This window comes from Xanthocytophaga agilis (assembly GCF_030068605.1).
Taxonomy (GTDB): domain Bacteria; phylum Bacteroidota; class Bacteroidia; order Cytophagales; family 172606-1; genus Xanthocytophaga; species Xanthocytophaga agilis.
The window spans coordinates 13,548-35,505 of record NZ_JASJOU010000031.1; the positions used below are offsets into that span (position 1 = coordinate 13,548).

The window sequence follows — 21,958 nt, forward strand, 5'->3', positions numbered from 1 at the left end:
CCGGCGACCTTTACGATTTGAGTGTATTTCTTCTCTCAAAAACCAAACGTGGCTCTATTTGTTACAAGTTTCTTTCAGAAGGACAGGTAGTCAGAAGGAAAGGTAGAGGGATGATCTTTTTCAGAAGGATAGAATGTGTATTTTCTATGCGTTCTTCTAAAGTTCAGGTGACTATTATTTCCTTACAGTATAAGTTAGATCGCGTATTTTAGACTTAATAAGAAGTTTCGTGTAGGGCCGGGGGAGAACTGATTGGAGTAAATGGCATTGGCAAAGTACTGTTTATTTAATACGTTGTTAAGATTCAGCCTTACATTGATTCGTCCCACACGATACCCAATAGCCATGTCGGTTACTGTATAGGCTGGAAGAGTATACGTGTTGGTACTGTTGGTGAACGTGTCACTCATATAGTTGACTCCTGCTCCCATATTCAGTCCTTTGAATGCTGCATATTGCCATTCATAGTTTAGCCACAGATTCAGCATACTGACAGGTGCAAAAGATACTCTTTTTCCTGCAACCGGATTTATCTCACTACCCTCATATGGAAGGTAGTTTGCTTTAGAGAATGTATACCCTGCTGTCAAATCCAGTCCTTTCCACAGACTTCCGTTGATTTCTGCTTCAAACCCTTTGGATTCTGCTGAGCCAATCCGTTTGTAAATTCCTCCAGGAAGAGCTTCTACCTGATTGTCTTTTCGCATATAGTAAAAAGCAAGGCTGGCTGTCCAACCGGAATGTTGCAGACGAGAGCCTATCTCTGCCTGATAACCAGTTTCCGGATCAAACGTTTCGCCATTGGGTGCAACACGGCGGGAAGGTTTAAAGTACGTAGAATACGAACTATAAACAGACAAAGGCTCAACAGGCTGATATACCAGTCCAAACCGATAGGTCAATGCATTTTTAGAAATAGTTGATTTCGGGCCTTCTTCGGTTACATGCCGCGTTGCGTCTACCTGATTGGTATAGTAGCTGCCATTAAAGATGTCATATCGTAATCCTATCAGTGCTTTCAAATACTCTGCAACCTTGATCCAATCCTGTATATATACTCCATGCACATTTTCCATAGTAGCCCTATAATTCTGGTCTGTGAAGGAAATATACCCCTGATTGAGAATCGGATTATGAATAGGAATTGTAGCGTTTTTTCCTGGACCATTGACATCTCCGTTATAGGTCTTCCTGTCCAGTATACTGAGTGAATATCCTACCAATACTTTGTGTACAATAGAACCAGTTAGCCATTCACTACTAAGCTCCAACTGGTTTTGAAGCGGTTTGGTCAGGTGATTGAAATAAAATGGAAAGGATCGGGTCAGTGAATCCAGTGACGCATTCACAGAAAGTTCTTCGGTTGAGAAATAATGGATATTATCATCATAATAGGATAGCTGATCCGACAGTTTTACTTTTTCGGAGAATTTGTGCACATAGTTGAGCTGATAGTCAAAACGGGTATGTTTTAAAAAGTCTGCAGGGTCATTGTACCGCGTATCGACATCTAGTCCAGGTATTTTTTTACTTCCTTCCAGCATAGGAATGCCTGTGTCCGTATCATAGTTGTCTTTGTTTACACCCACTGTCAGATAAAACAAATCTTTACTGGTAGGTGTATATTCCAGTGCCAGGTAGGCATTGTTTGTAGTAGACCCAGAATATCGGTAGCCTTCGGTATCAGACATTCCAAAGTCAACCCGATACCGCAACTGGTTACTGATAGAACCGGAGGCTCCCGCTCTCATTCTGCGGGTATTATAACTTCCATAGGTAGCTGAAAATTCCGCTTTAAATTCTTTCGTTGGGCGCTTTCTAACAATGTTGATAATCCCTCCCAGCGCTGAATGTCCAAACAAAACCGAAGCGGGACCTTTTAACACTTCTATACTTTCTACATTAGCCAGATTCGTTGTAGGGGCACTGGTGGAGATGTTGTGTCTTTCGTCTCTGACCCCATCAACAAGTAGTACGAAATTGCTGAACCCCCGGATGGTAAAATGCTGAAATCCCCCATAGGTATTATTAGCACGCACTCCTGTAGTATTCTTCATTGCTTCACCCAGATCATCCGCTCCACGCTGTTCTATAGTCTTTACAGAAACGGAAGAGGTAGTCAGTGGGATATCTCGCAGGGGAATTGCCTGTTTGGTAATAGCCGTGAAACTGGATTTTCTGTCGGATGTAATCACTATTTCCGACAACTCATTGGTCTTCCTGTTAAGCTGATAATTTAGCGAAGTTCTTTGTCCTGCGGTTACCACAATAGTTTGTTTTAATGCCTGATAGCCAATGCCACTAATGGATAATACATATTTTCCGGCAGGTATATTTTTGAGTAGAAAGTGCCCCGTTTCACTGCTGGTAGTACCATATGCCGTTTCATCCAGGCCAATAGTCATATTAGGGAGTGGTTCTTTATTTTCGGATTGGATATATCCGGAAATACTACCCTTTTCAGATTGAGCCAGCATACATAAAGGCAGAAATAATAGACAAAGAAATAGAGGTAACATATGTTGTAGTGACTTATTCATAGAGAAATACAAGGTCGAGGTTTGGTAGAGTAATTGATTGGTGAACAGACCGAAAGCCGATGAAACAGGCTGGGTTCCAGGTGGAATATTTTTACCTACCACTTTTGCCTCAAGGACATGATCTTTTACTATCTGATGGGTACTTGTTGACTCATCATCAAAAATACTCTTTCTGTCTAACGGTATATAGACAGTTAATAGGTGGCTCTGGCTATCAGTGTGCGGATAGCAGCCATAAGGTGTTTGCATACTTTTAACTGTGTTAAGATGGATAGTTAAAAGCTCTTACACTCCACAATGTAACAAGGGATAAAATCAAAGACAGGGGAGAGATCTGACTGAAAACAGGTATGCATATGATGAGGTTCATCTACGTGAACCGCCTCAGATCCATAGTTTGTAAAAATTTCAGAACAGAAAACACCACACCTGACCGTGCTTCAAACCGCGAAAGCATTGTCATACTGGAAAAGGCAGGTCTCCTGACTTGTAACACGTATACCATCCTTCCCATATCATTGATACAGTGGACAAACAAGGGTATACGCTTTGAAGGTTACTTACAGTTGCGCGACAGTTCGTGATTTTCACACGATTCCCTATTAATCGGCATTATGCAGAACCTCTTCCAGAGGGTATAAAGTAAAGAACTTACATGAAGGGGCGAATATACTTTATTTATCGGATTTGGACGTAGGTTTAGATTAATTCCTGTTTTGTCATGGAATTCCATGGATAAGAAGATTGTTTGCTATGCGAGGTATAAACCCTGGTTTTGGTATCCGGTACGGATTATCATATTAGGAAGAATCAAGATAGAGTTATTAATGAAAAGACACTGATTTGAACCTATAATTCGAATCAGTGTCTTTTTGTTTCAAATGAGATTTAGGAAGATGAGAAAGTTTCATCGTTTACTAACAATTACATGCTGAATTTGCTGACCAGCAAGTATCATGGTGCTACTATCAGATGTTCTACAGGTTGGTTCTCCTTTTCCTGAAGTGGTAATTCATACAAGAAGAAAGGATTAGTATAACCCGCATTATGTAATACAGGTTTGGCAACATTGAACACCTTTACACCTTGTTTGGTGGCACCTTCCAGATGTCCATGATGTGCATGCCCATGAAAGGCAACCGTTACTTCCCTGCGATCCAGCGGTTCTGCTAAGTAGGATGATCCAAGAAAAGGGAAAATCTCCTCAGGTTCGCCAACCACCGTTTCTTTGATAGGAGAGTAATGTAATACAGCCACTTTTAGTATATCAATATCATCTCCCTCCAGGCGATACAATGCCTGATCCAGTTTCAAGGATTCTTCCACTGCCGCCTGCACATACGCTTTATTCATTTCTTCCCCAAAGCGCGGAAGCATAAACCGGTCAAAGCCCCCGCCAAACCCTTTTACACCTGCAAATCCCACTCCATTGATAACCACTGATTCTCCATCCAATACATGAATCTTGTTATTACATAAAACATGTCTGATTTCATCCTGTTGATTATCATGATAATCATGATTACCCAGTACTGCTATCACCGGAATAGAGCAAACACTCAGTTCCTCAAGCAAGATCTCAGCCTCACTGGCTTGTCCGGTATCTGTCAAATCACCACACAGAATCAGCGCAAATGCCTGTTCTGATACAGACTGAAAGCATTCTTTCCATTTGCCACGGTCAGTCGCTTTAATATGAATATCGCCAATAGCAGCGATTTGTTTGCTTTTCAAATTCATATCTATATGCTTTTCATTGTGATTGTTTTATAATTCCATTCCCGTACGTCAATATCATACTGCGTCTGATCAATGAGAGGCCCAAGACATAACGTTTGTTGTGGTGTTGGTAAATCATACTGTTCCTTGGCTTTTGCCAGTAACGCCTCCATTAACCAATGGGGAACCAGATCTCTTTTTGACGGATAACAAAACTGGAAACTAAGCAGCTGAGCCAAGAGTAGTTGCCAATGTATCTCCAGATGCGTCCATACCCGGTTCCAGTTCAAACGGTCTCCATAACGCACAATCAGGTGGTTCAGGTCAGCTCCATCAAACCGCTCCCGGTTTTGTACATAGATTTTACACCAGAACAACTCTTCCGCAGATAAAAACTGAACAGGTACACCACAAAACTCTCCCGCATACGAATTTTCCATCCAGCTATCATCTACTGTACAAATATTATTTACTGTGTTATATATAATATCCATAAAGTAATCATCGTGAAAGTACACCTTAGCCAACCATCGGGAATCAGTAATTTCCGTATGATATCCCATAGAGGAAAAGTGTTTGAGAATCTTGGGATACTCACTGGCTTTACAGAATATATCCAGATCCTTGGTGTCACGATAGATGCCTGTATACTGGTGCAGAGCAAATGCTCCTCCTACGAGATAGGATAATCCAGCTTCATTGAGCATAGTAAGAGCTTCTTTGTAGAATTTTTCTGCTGTTCTTTTTTCTTCCTCAGTAACTTTACACTTAACCATATGAATATATTTAATCTTTGATATTTCTCCCGAAGCTATTCGCATCTAGAAAAGCAAAGCTAAAATTGTGTGCCTCACAATATTGATTGTCAGTTACTAAGTAAAAACAACTCTTATGCATATTACCATACAAAAGGGCATTACAGATTTGCAAAAAGCAAGTGTCCTGAAACTGTGGAATGAGGAATATCCTCAAAAACTCCAGTATGCGTCCGTTGCTGAATTTGATAAATATTTGGATGGACTGGAAGATAAAACCCATTTTCTGCTCAGAGAAGATGAAGAAATAATAGGCTGGGCTGCGACCTTTAAAAGGGATGAGCAACGCTGGTTTGCGATTCTTATAAGTTCGGTTGTTCAGGGGAAAGGATATGGAAAAAAACTCCTCAATGCACTCAAAGAACACGAAACTCACTTATTAGGCTGGGTAATTGATCATAATAAGGATAGCAAAGCCAATGGAATGCCTTATTGTTCGCCTCTGGTATTTTATGAGAAGAATGGTTTTGTGATACAACCCGAGATTCGTTTTGAATCAGAGAAGATGTCGGCTTTACGTATTGAATGGAAAAAGATAGCCTCCGTGTAAGTAAACAACTGATCTGTCTGCGTTTACTTCTGTTTTGAATAACCTTCTGTAGCTCATTTATTTAACTCACTACCTTGAGTTCTGGTATTACCTACAAAAAATATATTAACTGCAATTACGAATTAAATAAATTGATTTATATTTACTGCAATCACGAATAATATTGAACTAATGAAAAAAACAAAACTGGGAGAGTTTGAAGAACTGGTATTGCTTACAGTTGCTGCGCTGCAGGAGGATGCCTATGGTGTAGAGATCAAGCGGGAACTGGAAACACGTTTGAAGGAAAAGCTAAGTGTAGGTTCTATCCAGTCGGCACTGAAGCGTATGGAGGAAAAAGGATTCCTTACTTCGGAATTTGGAGAAGCTACTCAGAAGAGAGGAGGCAAACGCAAACGTATCTATGCCACAACCTCCTATGCCCATCAGGTCCTTGCTGAAATGAGAGACATTCGGGCTGGTTTATGGGAAGCCATACCAAATGTATCGTTGACCTAACTAAATAAACCCTGACAACTATGAAACAACCTAACCACTACGCTCCACCCAAATGGCCTCTCCGGCTTTTGCGCCTGTTTGTAAAAGAAGAATACCTCGAAGAGATTGAAGGAGACATGGAAGAACTTTTTCAGGACAATCTGGAAACACTCTCTTACCGTCAGGCCCGAAGAATGTATACCTGGGAAATGATACGTCTGATGCGACCGCTTATCATGAAAAATATACGTATTACACTATCTCCTAACCCGTATGGTATGTTTAAGAACTACTTCAAAATTTCGTTCAGAAGTTTGATGCGAAACCCGCTGAGTGCATTCATCAATATTATGGGTTTAGCGGTTGCTATTGGCATTTGTATGCTTGTCTATGCTTTTATTGCCTATGACAACAATATTGATCAATTCCATACTCATAAACATTCTGTTTACCTGACTACTTTTTTTGCAGATAGAGAAGGTACGCTACAACAATATGGACAAACACCAGGGCCTCTGGGGCAAATGCTTAAGGAAGATTTTGCTCAGATTAAACATGTGTGTCGGATAGAAGACAGAAATCTTGTACTAAAATATGGTGATCAGGTATTTACCGAGCGGGTACGTTATACTGACCCTACCTTTTTAGAGATGCTTACCTTTCCTCTGAAGTGGGGAACAAGCCAATCATTAGCAGATGTAAATAGTGTGATTCTCAGCGAGGAAATGTCTGTTAAGTATTTTGGTGCAACAAATCCCATTGGTGAGAACGTTCATATAAAACTAGGCAATGCTGGAACCAAAACGTTTAAAGTGATGGGAGTAGCTGCTCCTTTTCCAAAAGCTCATGCCATTGATTTTGATTTTCTAATCAATTTTGAAAACCTGCGTTTATCCGAATCGGATGGTGCATTACATGACTGGAATACTTTGGTCAATGCCACCCTTGTTCAGGTAGAAGATCCATCTGATCTAAAGATTATTCAACAGGGAATGGATAAGTATAAAGTTCTGCAAAACAAAGAAGTGCAGAAGGACTGGGCAATCTCTTCCTTTGCCTTTGAGCCATTGGCAACATTACATAAAAATTCAGCACAGATACGGGATGATATTTCCGTTGATCCTCCTATAGAAAGTCTGGTTGCACTGCCTGTCATAGGTATGTTTATGCTGGCTCTGGCTTGCTTCAATTATATCAATATCGCACTTGTTTCAACTACGAAAAGACTAAAGGAAATTGGTGTACGAAAAGTCATTGGAGCCAATAGAGTCCGAATCATGATTCAGTTTTTAGTTGAGAATATCTCTGTAACATTTTTTGCATTGGTACTGGGATTTATCCTGACCATTACTGTTTTTCTTCCCTGGTTTATTCCTGTATCTGGCAGAGAGTTGGAGCTTAATCTGATTGATAGTAACTTTTGGGTGTTTCTGCTGGCTATTTTATTTTTTACAGGTATTGCCTCCGGACTATATCCTGCTTTGTATATCTCCAGATTTGATGCTGTAAAGATATTTACAGGCTCAGTGCAGTTTGGCAAAAAGAACCCATTGACAAAGCTGTTTTTGGGTATTCAGCTGGTCCTATCATGTATTCTGATCACAGGAGCTGTGGTTTATATGCAAAATACAACCTTTCAGACAATGCGTAGCTGGGGCTACAATCAGCGGGATGTATTGTATGTGAACATTCCGAACCAGTCTGCCTATGAACATTTACAGGATAAAATGCTTCAGAATGCCAATGTGCGTTCACTTGCAGGTTCAAAAGACCATCTTGGGAAAAAGATTTCTACCGCGATAATTCATACACCTGCCAATCGCCAGTACGAAGTGGAGCAGTTAGCCGTTGATGCTCATTATGTTAATACAATGGGTTTGCAACTGTCAGATGGACGGAACTTTAACGATCAGTCTGAAAATGATAAACACACAGTCATTGTCAATGAGCTTTTGGTGAAAAACATGGAACTATCAAATCCGATTGGGCACCAGTTCCGGATAGACAGTACAAAATATCAAATCATTGGAGTGGTAAAGGATTTTCATACCCATAGTTTTTACAATCCGATTCGACCCACTCTTTTTAAGTTAGCAGACAAGAAAGACTATCAGTTTTTGTCTGTGCAAGTGAAAAATGGTTCACAAGAGGAAACCTATCAGGCCTTACAGACTCAGTGGGCTGCTTTATTTCCGGATAGCCCCTTTCAGGGTGGATATCAGGAAGATGTCTGGGGTATATTCTTTAGCCAGTTAGCACGTATGGAAGAGTTCACCAGGACAATTGCTTGTATGGCTGTATTGCTGGCAAGTTTGGGATTGTATGGGCTGGTTTCACTCAATGTGGCGGGTCGGGTCAGAGAGTTTAGCATTCGGAAAGTACTCGGAGCCAGGCTATTGGACTTATCTGTAACCATTGCCAGACAGTATTTGGTTCTGATCGTATCTGCGTTGGCAATTGGAGTCCCCGTGAGTTATATGTTAATTCACACACAATTAAATATGATGTTTGCTTATCCAATGCCAATGGACTTTTCAGGTGTTTCGATTGCTGTATTACTACTGGTTTGTGTTTTGCTGGGTGTGATTTCTATTCAGATTAGAAAGGTAGCTAAGTCAAATCTGGTAAAGGGACTGAAAGTAGAGTAAGGATAGCAGGCTTGATAAATCAGTACAGAAGGGGTGAGTGTTACCAGGTTTTGGTGTATAATGTGAATTTTAACATCTGAAGAAGATCCTCTCTGTTAAAATCCATTTGTTTTTCATAAATTATCCTTGTTTTATGAGTTAAAGCAAGGGTAATTCATTTTGTACTTCTTCGCACTAAATGTTCACCTGTTATTCTGCTAACTATTTATGCTGAAGCATTATCTGGATTTATCACTGAGGAATATCAAAAAGAATACTATCTACTCCGCTATCAACATTCTGGGATTTTCTATTGGTATTGCAGTTGTCCTATACATTACTCAATATGTAGCATATGAGTTAAGCTATGATTCCTTTATAAATGAGGCAGAGTATATCTACAGAGTTGACCATACCCAATATACCAGTGAAAAAGAATGGCAGGGCAGTGCAAGAAATTATTTAGGATTGGGTCCTATGCTAAAGGAAAAACTACCAGATGTAGCTGATTTTTGTAGAATTTCAAAAAATCTGGATGCAACCAGAGGGGTGCCACTTAAGTATCAGGATAAGATATTTTATGAGCAGAATGTGTATTATGTTGACAGTACTTTTTTGGATTTCTTTTCAGTACAGCTGGTAAGTGGAAATAGTAAAACTGCCTTAATGAATGGCAACTCAGTTGTGATATCAACCTCAATTGCAAAAAAGCTATTTGGAGACAGAGACCCCATCGGATTAGTAATAACTGAACTGGATAATGAAAACTCAAACCGAATAGTTACCGGAGTTTTTGAGGATATTCCTGAAAACTCTCACCTGAAATTTGATATCCTTATTCCCATCTTTGGTGATCCTAATTATAAATTTTTTGTTCAGGACCCATGGTATTCACCTGCATGGTATACCTATGTAAAGATGGGTAGCAAGATAAAATATCAGAAAGATATTAATCTGGTAGCCACATCAATTGCCCGAACCTACAAGCCAGACTTTATAAAGAATCAATTGCGCATTGTGTTCACACCTGTTACATCCATTTACCTGCAATCTGATTTCAAAGACGAACTGAAAATAAATGGAAGTTTAAATCTTGTATTCTTTCTTATTCTGGTGGCATTTTTACTGCTGGCAATCAGTAGCATCAACTACTCAAATCTGAGTATCGTGTTTGCTATGGATAGGTCTAAAGAGGTGGGGTTAAGAAAAACTTTTGGTGCCTCCGCAACTCAGTTGAGAAAACAATTTCTTATTGATTCTTTTGTAACCAATCTGCTTTCGTTGGGGATAGCGATAGTTTTGTATGTGGTGTTTTCTCCTTCCTTCAATGATATAATTGGTAAAAATATAAACGCCTCTCTGAATTATATAGCTTTTACAGGAGCTGTAATCGGAGTTCTCATCGTATCTACTTTACTCAGTGGGGCGTATCCAGCTATACTTCTTTCTTCCTTTAAACCTGTTGAAGTTTTGAAAGGGAAGCTAGTGATGAACAACAGAAGTTTTAGTTTGCGAAAGGCATTGGTCGTGTTCCAGTTTTGTATGGCATTGATACTGATTATCTGGTCTCTTTTCGTATCCGGACAATTGGAATTTATGCGTACAGCGAATATTGGTTTCAATCCGGATAACCAACTCATCATTCATAATCCTACAGCCTATAGCAGGGTTGATAACGAACATAGATATGATGACTATCTGGTTTTTAAAAAAGAAGTCCTGAACAGCGCTGCTATTGAGAGTATTTCTACGTCTTCTTCCGTCCCAGGTACAGAGATAGGCTTTACCTATGTCAATTCTATAAAGAAGCAGGCAAATGGAGTATATGATCCAACACCCTATAAGGTAATGTATGTAGGATACGACTATCTAAGCCAACTGGAACTTCAATTACTGGCAGGGAGAAATTTCTCAGAAGACTTTCCTTCCGATGTTAAGTATGGAAGTATTATTCTAAATGCTGAGGCTATAAAGGTTCTGGGCTATTCTTCCCCTGAAGATGCCCTGAACAAATATATATACTTCCAGCAGTTAGATGAGTGGGAAAAGGTGCAGATTATTGGTGTTGTAAAAAACTATCGGCATGTATCCCTAAAAAGTCCTGTATCACCCACACTTTTTTACCTAAGCCAGGATAAGGGGCAACAGGTATTTTACTCACTGAAATTTGCAAAGAACAGCCCTCAGCATGTGATAAGTAGTGTGAAGGATATATGGAAAAAGGTGTATCCCGGTAAACCCTTCAATTACTTCTTTTTGGATGATCATTATGACATTCAGTATGCACATGAGAAACGATTACAACTACTTACCACTTTCTTTTCCAATGTTGTGATCTTTATCTGCTGTCTTGGTTTAATAAACCTGGCCTTATTTGAAGGGAAAAAACGTTCCAAAGAAATTGGAATCCGAAAAGTCCTTGGAGCAAGTCGCCGATCCATACTCTTCCTTCTCATGGCTGATTTCCTGAAGCTGGTAATTCTGGCCAATATCATTGCCTGGCCTATTGCTTATCTGATTATAAATAAATGGCTCCAGAGTTATCCTGAAAGGATACATATTAATGGCATACTATTTCTGGTTGCAAGTTTGGCATCTATCGCTCTGGTGATGCTTTCAGTTTTCCTTTCTACCTATAAAACAACTAATATTAACCCCGTCAAAGCCATAAAAAGCGAATAGTCTACTTTTCTTTATACTTCATATATGAGTGATCTTGAATATTGGAAGTGAGTTTAGTTTATTTTCAACACCATCACTTATGCTTTTGAAAAGAGTATAGGTGATGGTTAATTTTGAAAAATATCTCTAGTTTGGTTGGTTTATTGTCCCTTTCATAATTTTTCCACAACCGCTCTCATTTTTTACTTACCCAAAAACAGGTTTTTATCTTCAGAGCATCTCTTTTCTTTAGAAACACAAAAACCTGATTTAGGTAAGATATTTAGTATACCCCTGACATACAGCTGTCATAGACCCACTCTATGTTTGTGTTACTGTGAAGTTATCCTCTGCCGCAGTACTAGAAACCTATTTTTTTACTAAACAAACAACAGCTATGTATATCATTCTGGGTGCAACGGGACATATTGGCTCTGTAGTAGCCAAAACCCTTCTGAAACAAAATGAAGCAGTAACAGTTATAACCCGAAATCAGGATAAGGTTCATGAATGGGAACAGCTAGGAGCAAAGGTCGCTGTAGTAGATGTGTTTCAAACAGATGAACTACGTTCTGTTTTGCAGCAAGCCAAACGCCTCTTTTTACTGAATCCGCCTGCTCCACCAGATACGGATACAAGCAAACGTGAACTGGATAGCATTCGATCTATATTGTCAGCCTTAAACGATTCGGGGATTGAGAAAGTTGTCGCACAGTCTACCTATGGGGCTCAGCCAGGTGATCAAATCGGAGATTTGGGTGTATTGTATGAAATGGAACAGCACCTATCCAAAATAGGCATTCCAGCTACTATTATTCGGGGAGCTTATTATATGAGCAACTGGGATATGTCTCTGGTTTCTGTTCGTGAAGAAGGTAAGTTATATACTTTTTTCCCTGCCGACTTTTCCTTACCTATGGTAGCTCCGGAAGATTTAGGGCATGTGGCAGCACAACTATTAACCTCCGATTCCCTTACGGGTATATATCATGTAGAAGGTCCGGAACAGTATTCGGTTGCAGATGTAGCCACTGCATTTAGTGTGACTTTGAAAAGGCCAGTTGAAGTAGTGACCACTCCTCGTAGCCAATGGGAATCTGTTATGATGGAGGTAGGGTTTTCGAAAGAAGCCGCACAATCATTTGCAGGTATGACAGATGTTACTTTACAAAAAGGTCCTGAAATAGCTGATTCTCCTATTCGGGGAGCTATTACTCTTCAGACCTACATTCGACAGTTGGTTGTGCAACAGTAAGTTCAGGTTCGAATAACCGTTTGGACCCGCATTGAAAGCAACGTTTGTTGCTTTCAATATAGCTACAGATAGATAACCGCGGCAAAGACTAAATTTATAACCCTCAGGGTTTACCCCATCCCTCCTGCTAGTCCATCAGGTTACTCATGCTTTGATATATATTGTACCTGACCTCCTTCACAGAGATCAAACAACAAAAGTCAGTGATTTAAAAGAATCGTCATTAATAAGAATGAGGATGGAAAATATGAAGTAGGGGAGAATGCAGAGCATAGTTATTCTTATTCACCCTAAAAAAGACCCTACTAAACAGAAGAATTAATTTGACACTATACGTCTGTGTTCATTTGACAATAAAAATGAGCAGGACGTATTTTCTTTTTACATACTGTACCCCTTCTTTATGGTCCTTCTTTATGAATAAGAATACTACTGTATTTGGATGTTAACTATCTGAAACTGTTGTATCTGTACAAATTATCATATCCGACTATGGATCATAAAATAGTATCAGGATGGTTTGGCAGGGTTAAGATTTTCATAAAAAGAAGGATTATTGGTTGGATTTATTTCACAAAAATGCAAATAGAGTGTTCAGCGTTCTATAGGAAAATTTATATATTTGACAGGCAGAAGCTAAGCTATAAGTTCTTTCTCTTTCCGTTTTTTGTGCATATCCTATAGAATGAGTGATAAACAAGATACCTTTATTGAGCATATTCTTGCAGAAAACGAGCGGCTACAAGCTGCGCTTCGTTTTGCCCAGATTGGCACTTGGGAGTTAGATATAGTAAACAAACAAGTCCATTGGGATGAACACTGCAAGCAGCTCTACGGATTTTCCAAAGAAGATACCGTGACATATGAAGAGGTGCTTACCTACATACATCCCTTAGATGCAGGACGTGTTCGCGAGGCTGTGCAAGCAGCGCTTAATCCACAAAGTGATGGAGTGTACGATATACAATTTCGTACAATAGGAGCAGAAGATGGGCAGCTGCGCTGGATTCATTGTAAAGGACAGACATATTTCAACAAGACAGGCGAAGCGTATCGTTTTACCGGAATTGCACAAAATATAACAGAGCTGATCGAATCCCGGGAACAAGCAGAAGCGTCAGATCATTTGGCTGCATTGGCACTGGAGGGAGCCAATGCAGGACGATTTACAGTTCGGCTTGAAGATAATCATGTGGACCATTCTACTATACTGGCACATATTCTCACTGGTAATGAAAGGATAGTCAATCGGGCTACTTTGGTAGAGCATGTACATTGGGATGATCGTGGTATACGGGATAAAGCCTATCAACAGGCAGAGAAGACAGGTAAACTTCGGTACCAGGCTCGTTTTGTCTGGGATGATGGTTCTATACACTGGGTAAGAGTAATAGGACAATATCAGTATAATGAAAATGGAAAGCCTTACCAATTTTCGGGAATAGCTCAGAATATAGACCAGGAAGTAGAAGCGCGGCTGAAACTGGAAGAAAGTGAGTTGTTTGTTCGAAGTGTTATGCAAAACTCTCCAGTAGCTAAGTTGGTGGTTGTTGGAGAACAGATGACTATCAGTATTGTCAATGACACTATGTTTCAACTTCTTGGTAGAAATGATTCTATTATAGGAAAACCTTTACCAGAGGCATTGTCGGAATTTATTTCCACTCCCTTTATTGATCAGCTCAAACAAACATTCAAATCAGGAGAGATATTTTATCAGCCAGAAGAGAGGATAGAATTGGTAAGACATGGCGTTCCCTATATAGGCTATTACAATTATATTTATAAACCGCTTCAAAATACAACAGGTGTTATATACGGAGTTCTGGTCACGGCTACGGAGGTGACACAACAAGTGGTATCCCGTCAGCAGGTTGAAGAAGCAGAATCACTTATGCGTGGGGCTGTGGAACTTGCCCAGTTAGGTACCTGGACAGTAGATCCTGTAACGGGACAAGTCTCCTATTCAGAACGTTTAGCAGAATGGTTAGGTCTTGAAAAAGAAGGAACACATCTGGAAAATTTTTACTCAGTTATCTTTGTACAGGAGCAGGAACGTGTACGTGTAGCTATTGAATCTGCTTTAAAGCCTGAATCGGGTGGTATCTTTGATCAGGAGTATATGATTGTTAACCATCTGACAGAGAGGAAATACATCATACATGCTCAGGCTCGGACAACCTTTAATGAAAAAGGAATGCCTGTGAAAATGACAGGTACAGCACAGGACGTAACCACCGATCGTTCATTGCAACTAGCGTTACAACAGCAGGTGCAGCAAAGTACGGAAGAACTGGCAGCCTCTAATGAGGAGCTAGCTGCGGCCAATGAGGAATTGGCTGCTACAAATGAAGAGTTGGCCACAACCAATGAAGAACTTACAGAGTCAAACGAACTGCTAGCCCGTTCAAACGATAATCTGGAAAAGTTTGCTTACATAGCCAGTCACGATTTGCAGGAGCCATTGCGTAAAATTCAGTCATTTGGAGACCTGTTAAAAAAAGACCATGGTAGTGCTCTGGGTAATGGATTGCATATATTGGAAAGAATGCAATCAGCTGCAAATCGTATGTCAATACTGATCAAAGACTTGCTTGCCTTCTCACGTATTATGCCTAACAAAGAGGTTTTAACTACTGTTTCACTGAATGAGTTACTTACTTCAGTTCTTGCCGAACTTGAATTGCGTATTGAGGAGACCCATGCCCAGATCCTAATAGATCCGCTGCCAGATATTTCTGGAGATGCATCTCAGTTAAGTCAGCTTTTTCAGAATCTGTTGAGTAATGCACTTAAGTTTCACAAGCCAGGTATACCACCAATCATTCAGATACGATACAAGCAAATTACTTTTTCTGATTTGCCTTTATTTGCTAAAGTATCCCGACAAAGTACAGATTACCACCAGATCGATGTCATTGATAATGGAATTGGGTTTGAGCAAGAATATGCCAGTCGCATCTTTCAGATATTTCAACGGTTACATAGTCGGGTTGAATATGCTGGAACGGGTATTGGACTGGCTATCTGTGAAAAAGTGGTTATGAATCATGGCGGTGCTATTATAGCTAGTAGCGAACCTGGTAAGGGAGCTACTTTTACTATTTTTCTACCTCAGGCCTAGTGAATTTATTTGTCCAAACTTTTGTAGTGAATTCTATTTAACAAGGTTTTGCGTTTCCGCTAAAGGTCTAGAGCAGATATATATCTGCTCTATATAATTTCATTACCTGTATTACTAAAGGTTGTAAATGAAAACTAAACAACTTGAGAAACAGCATTTTTAGATGGCGCCTTTTTACTCATCCCAAACAGAAATCGGAGAATATCTACTCTTCTAACCAACTCATACAGGACAAAACAACCCACAAAGGTAAACAGCAAAACCAGGATAAACTGAACAGGTGCTGGTATATTCAAAGGGAAGATAAACAGAGATCCTGTGTATAAAACAGCCATATGCACAATATATACCGGATAGGCAGCCTGACTTAAATAGCTTAACGTTTTACTTGGATGATTCAGATAACTGTAGGCAAATCCAAAAACAGAAAAGATCCAACAATCTGATTCAATTACTAACAGATAGCCAGGTACAGTAAATTGTCTGATTCGTAAGATAAATAACACACTAGCTATGACCAGAAAAAGCATTTTCCATTTACCGATCATTTGCCAGAAGGAAGAACCACTGAGTGCAAAGCAAAAACCGAAGAAAAAGGCTCCGAAACCCAAAAAGAATCCATGCCATGTCATAGCATATAACTCGTAGGGCCTGGGATCTACCAATATCACTTCCGCAATAAATACAGATACAATGGGCAACAATCCTAATGGCGTACTCAACAGTTTTCTCATGCCCTGAACTACTTTGCCATCCTGATTACGTTGCATATAAAAGAAGACAGGTGAAAGAATAAACACATATACAAAGATATTACCCAAAAACCATAAATGACCGGGGCTAGGAAAGTAGCTTAATTCCATCTTGTAGTAATATTGCCATACATACATATGTAGAGGAACAATCAAAAAAGTACCAACTATCAAGGGGATCAGTATTCGTTTACCCCTTTCGGTCATTAACTCACTCCAGTTTCTGTTACGGAGTGAAAAATATACACCCATGCCAGACACAAAAAATAATAGTGGTATTCTCCATACATTCAACATTGCCATGGGAATCCATAATGATTCCCATGTTTTTTCGGTTGTAATAAATCCAATCATAGTACCCCATGATTGAAATCCGATAGCCACATGATATAGCAAAAGCAGTCCTATCGCAATTACCCGTATCCAGTCAATATCGTATCTTCTGTCTGATGATGTCATAGTTGTATATAGTATTGGATAAAAGATCTATTTCAACATGGCTGCAATTTCAGGCCGAGTCTTTTCAATATAGGCATAGTCCAGTTTTAACCCCATGGGCGCTAGAGCCTTACCCATCATATCATAGATTCCCTTGGCATCTTTGAATGGAGTTGCCACTGATTCATAAGCTGTTGCATTAAAGTTGTTTCGGATGGTTTTGTCTGCTCCTTTGTCTAATAGCATCTTTACAATTTCAGGTCGGCAAAAGAATGCAGCCGTATGAAGGGGTGTAGAGCCATCCTTATTTTTAAAGTTCAAATCTGCTCCGGCATCAATCAGCAACTTTGCAGCTTCTGTCTTGCCAAATACTGCAGCTGTAATCAGCGGGCTTGATCCTCCAAAAGGATCTTTTTCATTGAGATCGGTACCTGCCTCAATATGTTGCTGAAGTGCTTTGATATCGTCTTTGACAATAGCCGTATGAATATCAACTTCGGGTGCTTTGACTCCGTTTTTTGAAGCAGCGGATGATTCTTCTTTCTGTTTACAGGAAATCAATGTCAATAAAAGAAATAAGAAAGCGATTTTACGTACTACTTGTAATGACTTTGCGGATTGTGTTTTCATTGTTTGAGTGTGTCAAGTATTAGAGATAAGTAATGAGACAAAGGTAGGTTGTCACCACTGGCAGCACTAAATACCTATGCTGACAAAACCATTAAGTTTGAAGAATGCGGTATAAATTATGGCGCATCCATATAAATTATGATGCAATTGAACGATACAATAGGTAAATTGCTTTCGAAAAAGCTTGTTTCCGTACTTAACAGGGCTTTTGGTAGTGCTGTCAGGTATTCAGAGACTTTCTGTCTTTTTACGCTTACAAACCTTCTAGTTGTCCGACTATTATGCTGGAAAGCCGATCCATTGACAATGATTTTCTACGTCAGATTACTGCCGTTGTGGAAGCGAATATTTCCAATGAGCAGTTCGGAGTAACTGAACTAGCAGACGCTATGAATATGAGTCGGTCTAACTTGTTGCGTAAGGTAAAAAAGATGACGAATCTGTCCGTTAGTCAGTTTATTAGCCAGGTACGTCTCAGGCGTGGTATGGAACTGTTGCGAAGTTCATCTTTTAATGTATCTGAAATATCCCATCAGGTAGGCTTTAACAGCACTTCTTATTTTATTAAATGCTTTCGTGAATACTATGGCTATCCTCCCGGAGAAGTTGGCAAAAGAGAAGTAGGAGACATGCTGGCTAATCTGGCAGAAGAATTCCAGCCAGTTGAGCAATCTACCACAAGTCTGAAACAATCAAACTGGAAAAGAAATGCTTTTATTCTGAGCGGAGTCCTACTTGTGATTGTACTGGTTGTTGGAGTCGCCAAGTGGTATCTTGGATCTTTTCCCAGATTCTCACAGCTTGAAAAATCAATTGCTGTATTGCCTTTTAAAAATGACAGCAATGATTCTACGAATGTCTATTTAATTAATGGACTAATGGAGTCAACACTTACCAATCTCCAAAAGATAAAAGAGTTGAGAGTCATTAGCCGGACATCTACTGAAAAGTACCGGAATACCCCTCGTTCTATTCCTGAAATGGCAAAAGAACTGAATGTAAGCTACTTTATTGAAGGTAGTGGCCAGAAGATAGGAGATCAGATTGTATTAAATATCCAATTAATAGAGGCTGGCAGTGATAAACATTTGTGGGCACGGCAATATAAGAGGGAGACGAAAGACATCTTTGCCTTGCAGCAGGAGATAGCTCAGAATATTGCAGAAGAAATTGAGGCGATCATTACTCCTGAAGAAAGAAAACAAATTGAAAGAATACCAACAGAAGATCTGGAAGCCTATGACTTTTATCTAAAGGGAAAGAATATGCTTTATCAGGGAACACGGGAAAGTCTGCTGAAGGCCATTCCTTCTTTTAATGAGGCAATCCGGTGTGATCCAAAATTTGCCCTGGCCTATGCTGACGCCGCTATGACCTATTATTATCTGGATCTTTATCAAACAGAGAAAAAGTATGGAACCGAAATGGGAAATTATGCGGATAAAGCCTGGCTATATGATTCAAAGCTGGCAGAAAGTCTGGTTGCTAAAGCCTTGTTTTATATGCATAAAGGAGAGTATAGACAGGCGGTACCCTATCTCGAAAAAGCCCTGGAGTATAATCCAAACTCAGATCTGGCCATTCATTTCCTGTCAGAATTATACAATAACTATATTCCTGATACAAACAAATACCTGGAGTATGCATTAAGAGGAGTTAGACAAAATTTGCCTTCTGATGATTCTATTAACACCAGCTACACCTATATGCATCTGAGCAATGCTTTTTTACAGGCTGGTTTTATAGACGAGTCACTCCTTTATATTCGGAAATCATTAGATTATAATCCCAAAAATCCCTTTGCAAACTGGATTAAGATTGGAGCCATCTTTGCTAAAAACAAGGATATTGTACAGGCGAAACAGCTTTTTAAAAAAGAATTTAGCTATGATACCAGCCGATTTTATATTGCACAAGAGCTAGGCAAGATTAGCTTTATCATGCGGGATTACAAAGACTCTTATCTGTACTATCAAAAATTTCTCGCAACCAAAGATGCACAGCAATTAGATATCTTTAAAAACGAAAGTCTGCGAATAGGAATTGTATGGGGGAAGATAGGTAAAAAGAAAGAAGCTGAAGCTTTTATTAAACAGTTTAAAGAGTTTGTCGATGGTAATGAATCGATCTATAAAAATCTGAATCTGGTTGAATATTATGCCTATCAGGGTAATACCACTAAAGCTATTGAGCATCTTAAACTATTCTCAAAAGAAGATAATTTTCAGTATTGGGTCCTTTTATTGCCAGATAATCCGGAATTTGATTCTATTAAAAACCATCCGGAATTCTGGAATATCATGCATGAGATTGAAAATCGTTTCTGGAATAACCACAAAAGGTTAAAGGCATCTCTGGAAGAGAAGAATTTGCTCTAGATCTCTGTGTTAAAATTTCTGTGCATTATACTTCTATCCTGTAAAAGGATAAGTATAAAAGACTATATGTTTTATACAAATATGCTGATAAAAAAACAAAAAATCATAAGAGGCTTTTGAGTGAGCAACGGCTTGGATTCTTTACAGATCTTTAGAATTAAACATATATACATGTGTCTGATATTCAGTTTTACTGGCTTCTCTATTCTGGTAATTTTTTGAGAAAAATATTCTCATATGTGAGAGTGTTTTATAACAAAGTAGGGAAAATAAAAAATGATATTAGTCATTGGTTGTTAGTATAATTCGCAGGAAAATACCTAATAATAAAATTTTGGAGGAAATTTCACGTAGAAGATTGTAGTACTTACATGTTGTTTCTACTTAAAGATATTTTAGCAGAGTTATTTTTATTTGGTATCCTTTGAGTCTAAATAGCTAAAAAACAGCATGATAACCTTCCTAAGAAGTGCCTGAAAAAGAGTTTTTTCATACTAGTAATTCAAAATAGTATCTATTTATACTATCCGTACGCGTTTTCTGGCAAAACAATAATTCTACATATTTTTTTGAGTATCTATTGTACAGAAATAACTATAGCGGCATTAGAAATGTCCTGAAGAATTTTAACAGGCAAAAAGGGAGATTATTTGTATGAAATAAACGGCAAGTGCAATCCTGTTTCTTACATCGGTAAGCAAACCTCTGTGTGTGAGTTGAATAAGTAGAGTGAGGGAATGCATATTTGTAAAAAGAATCAGAGATATGTTTGCTATTTGTCAATGGATTTGTCTGGTTTAAATTTCTCAAATCTGGAAAATTAGTTTAAGCTGACAAATTATCCTCTGTATTTTTAAGAGCACCTAATGAATGAGTTTTTATTGAGTATCAGGTAGAATTACTCAAAAACGGATGTCGGGTATCTATTTGATGTCTCCACTCAAACCTTACAGAAACAGAGCAATCAAGTACACTTTCATTTTAATGAAATAGAAAGGCCTACAAGGTATTTCTATATCCGGATCCGGATGATTCGTTAATCGAATTGGCTGGGTCTGAAGGCTTTTTATTGCCTTCTCTCAAAAGTATGATCAAAATGCTTACGAAAGATCTAATTGAACACACCATTGATGAAACAGATTTGTACGTTTAGTCTCACTACACTATTTGTAGTGTTTGTATCACTCACTGTTTTTGGGCAAAACTTCCAGATGAATGGAACTGCCAAAGCAGGTGTGGCCTGTACGACAGGGAACAGCTTTCAGCTAACAGCTAATTCCGGTAACCAGATTGGTTCGGTATGGCGAACAGCTCGTCTCAACCTGAACTATTCCTTTGAGGTACAGTTTAGCGGATACTTTGGTACAGCAGATGCAGGAGCAGATGGAATTACATTTGCTTTGCAGTCAGTGGGGCCTTCTGCTTTGGGTACTGCCGGAATTGGAATAGGTATGCAAGGAATTACCCCTTCTGTGACAGTAGAGTTCGATACCTACGACAATGCTGCTCCTGGGGCTGATATTGCCAACGACCATATTGCCATTTTCAAAAATGGAATAATTGGTTCTCCAGTATTTGGAGCAGTTTCTGCACGGACAGGTGGGCAGAATATTGAAGATGGAACATTCTATCCAATCCGTATTGTGTGGAACAGCTCTACCAAGACAATGCAGGTGTATTTTAATGGTGCATTGCGGGCAACCTACTCTGAGAACTTCGCAAACACAGTATTCAGTAACAATCCGTTGGTATACTGGGGATATACAGCTTCCACCGGAGGAGCAACCAATCAGCAAGAAGTATGTGATGTAAACTTCTTCTATGACAATGATCAGGATGGGGTATTTGATAATACTACAGATTTGGATGATGACAACGATGGCATCCTGGATACAGATGAAAATGGTGGTGTAGATCCTTTCGCCGATGTTAACAGCAATGGCATTCCTAATTATATAGATCCATCATTCGCCGGCTTTGTAGACTCAAATA

Annotated in this window: 13 protein-coding genes and 1 riboswitch; of the genes, 8 read left to right on the forward strand and 5 right to left on the reverse strand. The window is 39.2% G+C overall.

The genetic code is table 11. From position 1 onward, the window contains the following. Positions 1 to 194 precede the first annotated feature (194 nt). The 3 genes from QNI22_RS39775 to QNI22_RS39785 all read right to left on the reverse strand — a co-directional run bounded on the left by QNI22_RS39775 (position 195) and on the right by QNI22_RS39785 (position 5,035). Positions 195 to 2,789 carry a TonB-dependent receptor gene (locus QNI22_RS39775; protein WP_314520188.1) on the reverse strand — a complete coding sequence of 865 codons (2,595 nt, stop codon included), beginning with the start codon at positions 2,787 to 2,789 and terminating at the stop codon, positions 195 to 197. A 206-nt stretch (positions 2,790 to 2,995) separates the two neighbouring features. Then, a riboswitch (cobalamin riboswitch) is annotated at positions 2,996 to 3,182 on the reverse strand. Between the two features lie 312 nt (positions 3,183 to 3,494). After that, positions 3,495 to 4,280 carry a metallophosphoesterase family protein gene (locus QNI22_RS39780; RefSeq protein WP_314005424.1) on the reverse strand — a complete coding sequence of 262 codons (786 nt, stop codon included), beginning with the start codon at positions 4,278 to 4,280 and terminating at the stop codon, positions 3,495 to 3,497. Between the two features lie 2 nt (positions 4,281 to 4,282). Then, on the reverse strand, positions 4,283 to 5,035 hold the full coding sequence (locus tag QNI22_RS39785; protein WP_314520190.1) for a nucleotidyltransferase: 753 nt from the start codon (positions 5,033 to 5,035) through the stop codon (positions 4,283 to 4,285). A gap of 115 nt (positions 5,036 to 5,150) precedes the next feature. Here QNI22_RS39785 and QNI22_RS39790 point away from each other — a divergent pair, with 115 nt between their 5' ends. The 6 genes from QNI22_RS39790 to QNI22_RS39815 all read left to right on the forward strand — a co-directional run bounded on the left by QNI22_RS39790 (position 5,151) and on the right by QNI22_RS39815 (position 15,768). Further along, positions 5,151 to 5,624 carry a GNAT family N-acetyltransferase gene (locus tag QNI22_RS39790; protein WP_314520191.1) on the forward strand — a complete coding sequence of 158 codons (474 nt, stop codon included), beginning with the start codon at positions 5,151 to 5,153 and terminating at the stop codon, positions 5,622 to 5,624. 171 nt (positions 5,625 to 5,795) lie between these two features. Beyond that, a complete protein-coding gene (locus QNI22_RS39795) occupies positions 5,796 to 6,122 on the forward strand; it encodes a PadR family transcriptional regulator (RefSeq protein ID WP_313995154.1) in 327 nt (108 codons plus the stop codon). 20 nt (positions 6,123 to 6,142) lie between these two features. Further along, on the forward strand, positions 6,143 to 8,749 hold the full coding sequence (locus tag QNI22_RS39800) for an ABC transporter permease (RefSeq protein WP_314520193.1): 2,607 nt from the start codon (positions 6,143 to 6,145) through the stop codon (positions 8,747 to 8,749). A 207-nt stretch (positions 8,750 to 8,956) separates the two neighbouring features. Then, entirely contained in the window at positions 8,957 to 11,410 is a 2,454-nt protein-coding gene (locus QNI22_RS39805; protein ID WP_314520195.1) for an ABC transporter permease, read from the forward strand. Positions 11,411 to 11,786: 376 nt separating this feature from the next. Next, the gene (locus tag QNI22_RS39810) at positions 11,787 to 12,644 is read left to right on the forward strand and encodes an NmrA family NAD(P)-binding protein (RefSeq protein ID WP_314520198.1); all 858 of its coding nucleotides are present in this window, start codon (positions 11,787 to 11,789) and stop codon (positions 12,642 to 12,644) included. Positions 12,645 to 13,329: 685 nt separating this feature from the next. After that, positions 13,330 to 15,768 (forward strand): PAS domain-containing protein, encoded by a 2,439-nt coding sequence (locus tag QNI22_RS39815; RefSeq protein WP_314520200.1) that lies wholly within the window; start codon positions 13,330 to 13,332, stop codon positions 15,766 to 15,768. 134 nt (positions 15,769 to 15,902) lie between these two features. Here QNI22_RS39815 and QNI22_RS39820 read toward each other — a convergent pair whose 3' ends face one another. Together QNI22_RS39820 and QNI22_RS39825 are read right to left on the reverse strand one after the other, a co-directional pair. After that, positions 15,903 to 16,979 carry an acyltransferase family protein gene (locus QNI22_RS39820; protein WP_314520205.1) on the reverse strand — a complete coding sequence of 359 codons (1,077 nt, stop codon included), beginning with the start codon at positions 16,977 to 16,979 and terminating at the stop codon, positions 15,903 to 15,905. A gap of 27 nt (positions 16,980 to 17,006) precedes the next feature. After that, positions 17,007 to 17,588 (reverse strand): ankyrin repeat domain-containing protein, encoded by a 582-nt coding sequence (locus QNI22_RS39825; protein ID WP_314520207.1) that lies wholly within the window; start codon positions 17,586 to 17,588, stop codon positions 17,007 to 17,009. Between the two features lie 281 nt (positions 17,589 to 17,869). Here QNI22_RS39825 and QNI22_RS39830 point away from each other — a divergent pair, with 281 nt between their 5' ends. Then, positions 17,870 to 19,966, forward strand: a complete 2,097-nt coding sequence (locus QNI22_RS39830) for a helix-turn-helix domain-containing protein (protein WP_314520209.1) — start codon at positions 17,870 to 17,872, stop codon at positions 19,964 to 19,966. A 1,130-nt stretch (positions 19,967 to 21,096) separates the two neighbouring features. Continuing rightward, the coding region (locus QNI22_RS39835) for an L-type lectin-domain containing protein (protein WP_314520212.1) at positions 21,097 to 21,958 on the forward strand (862 nt) is incomplete at its 3' end.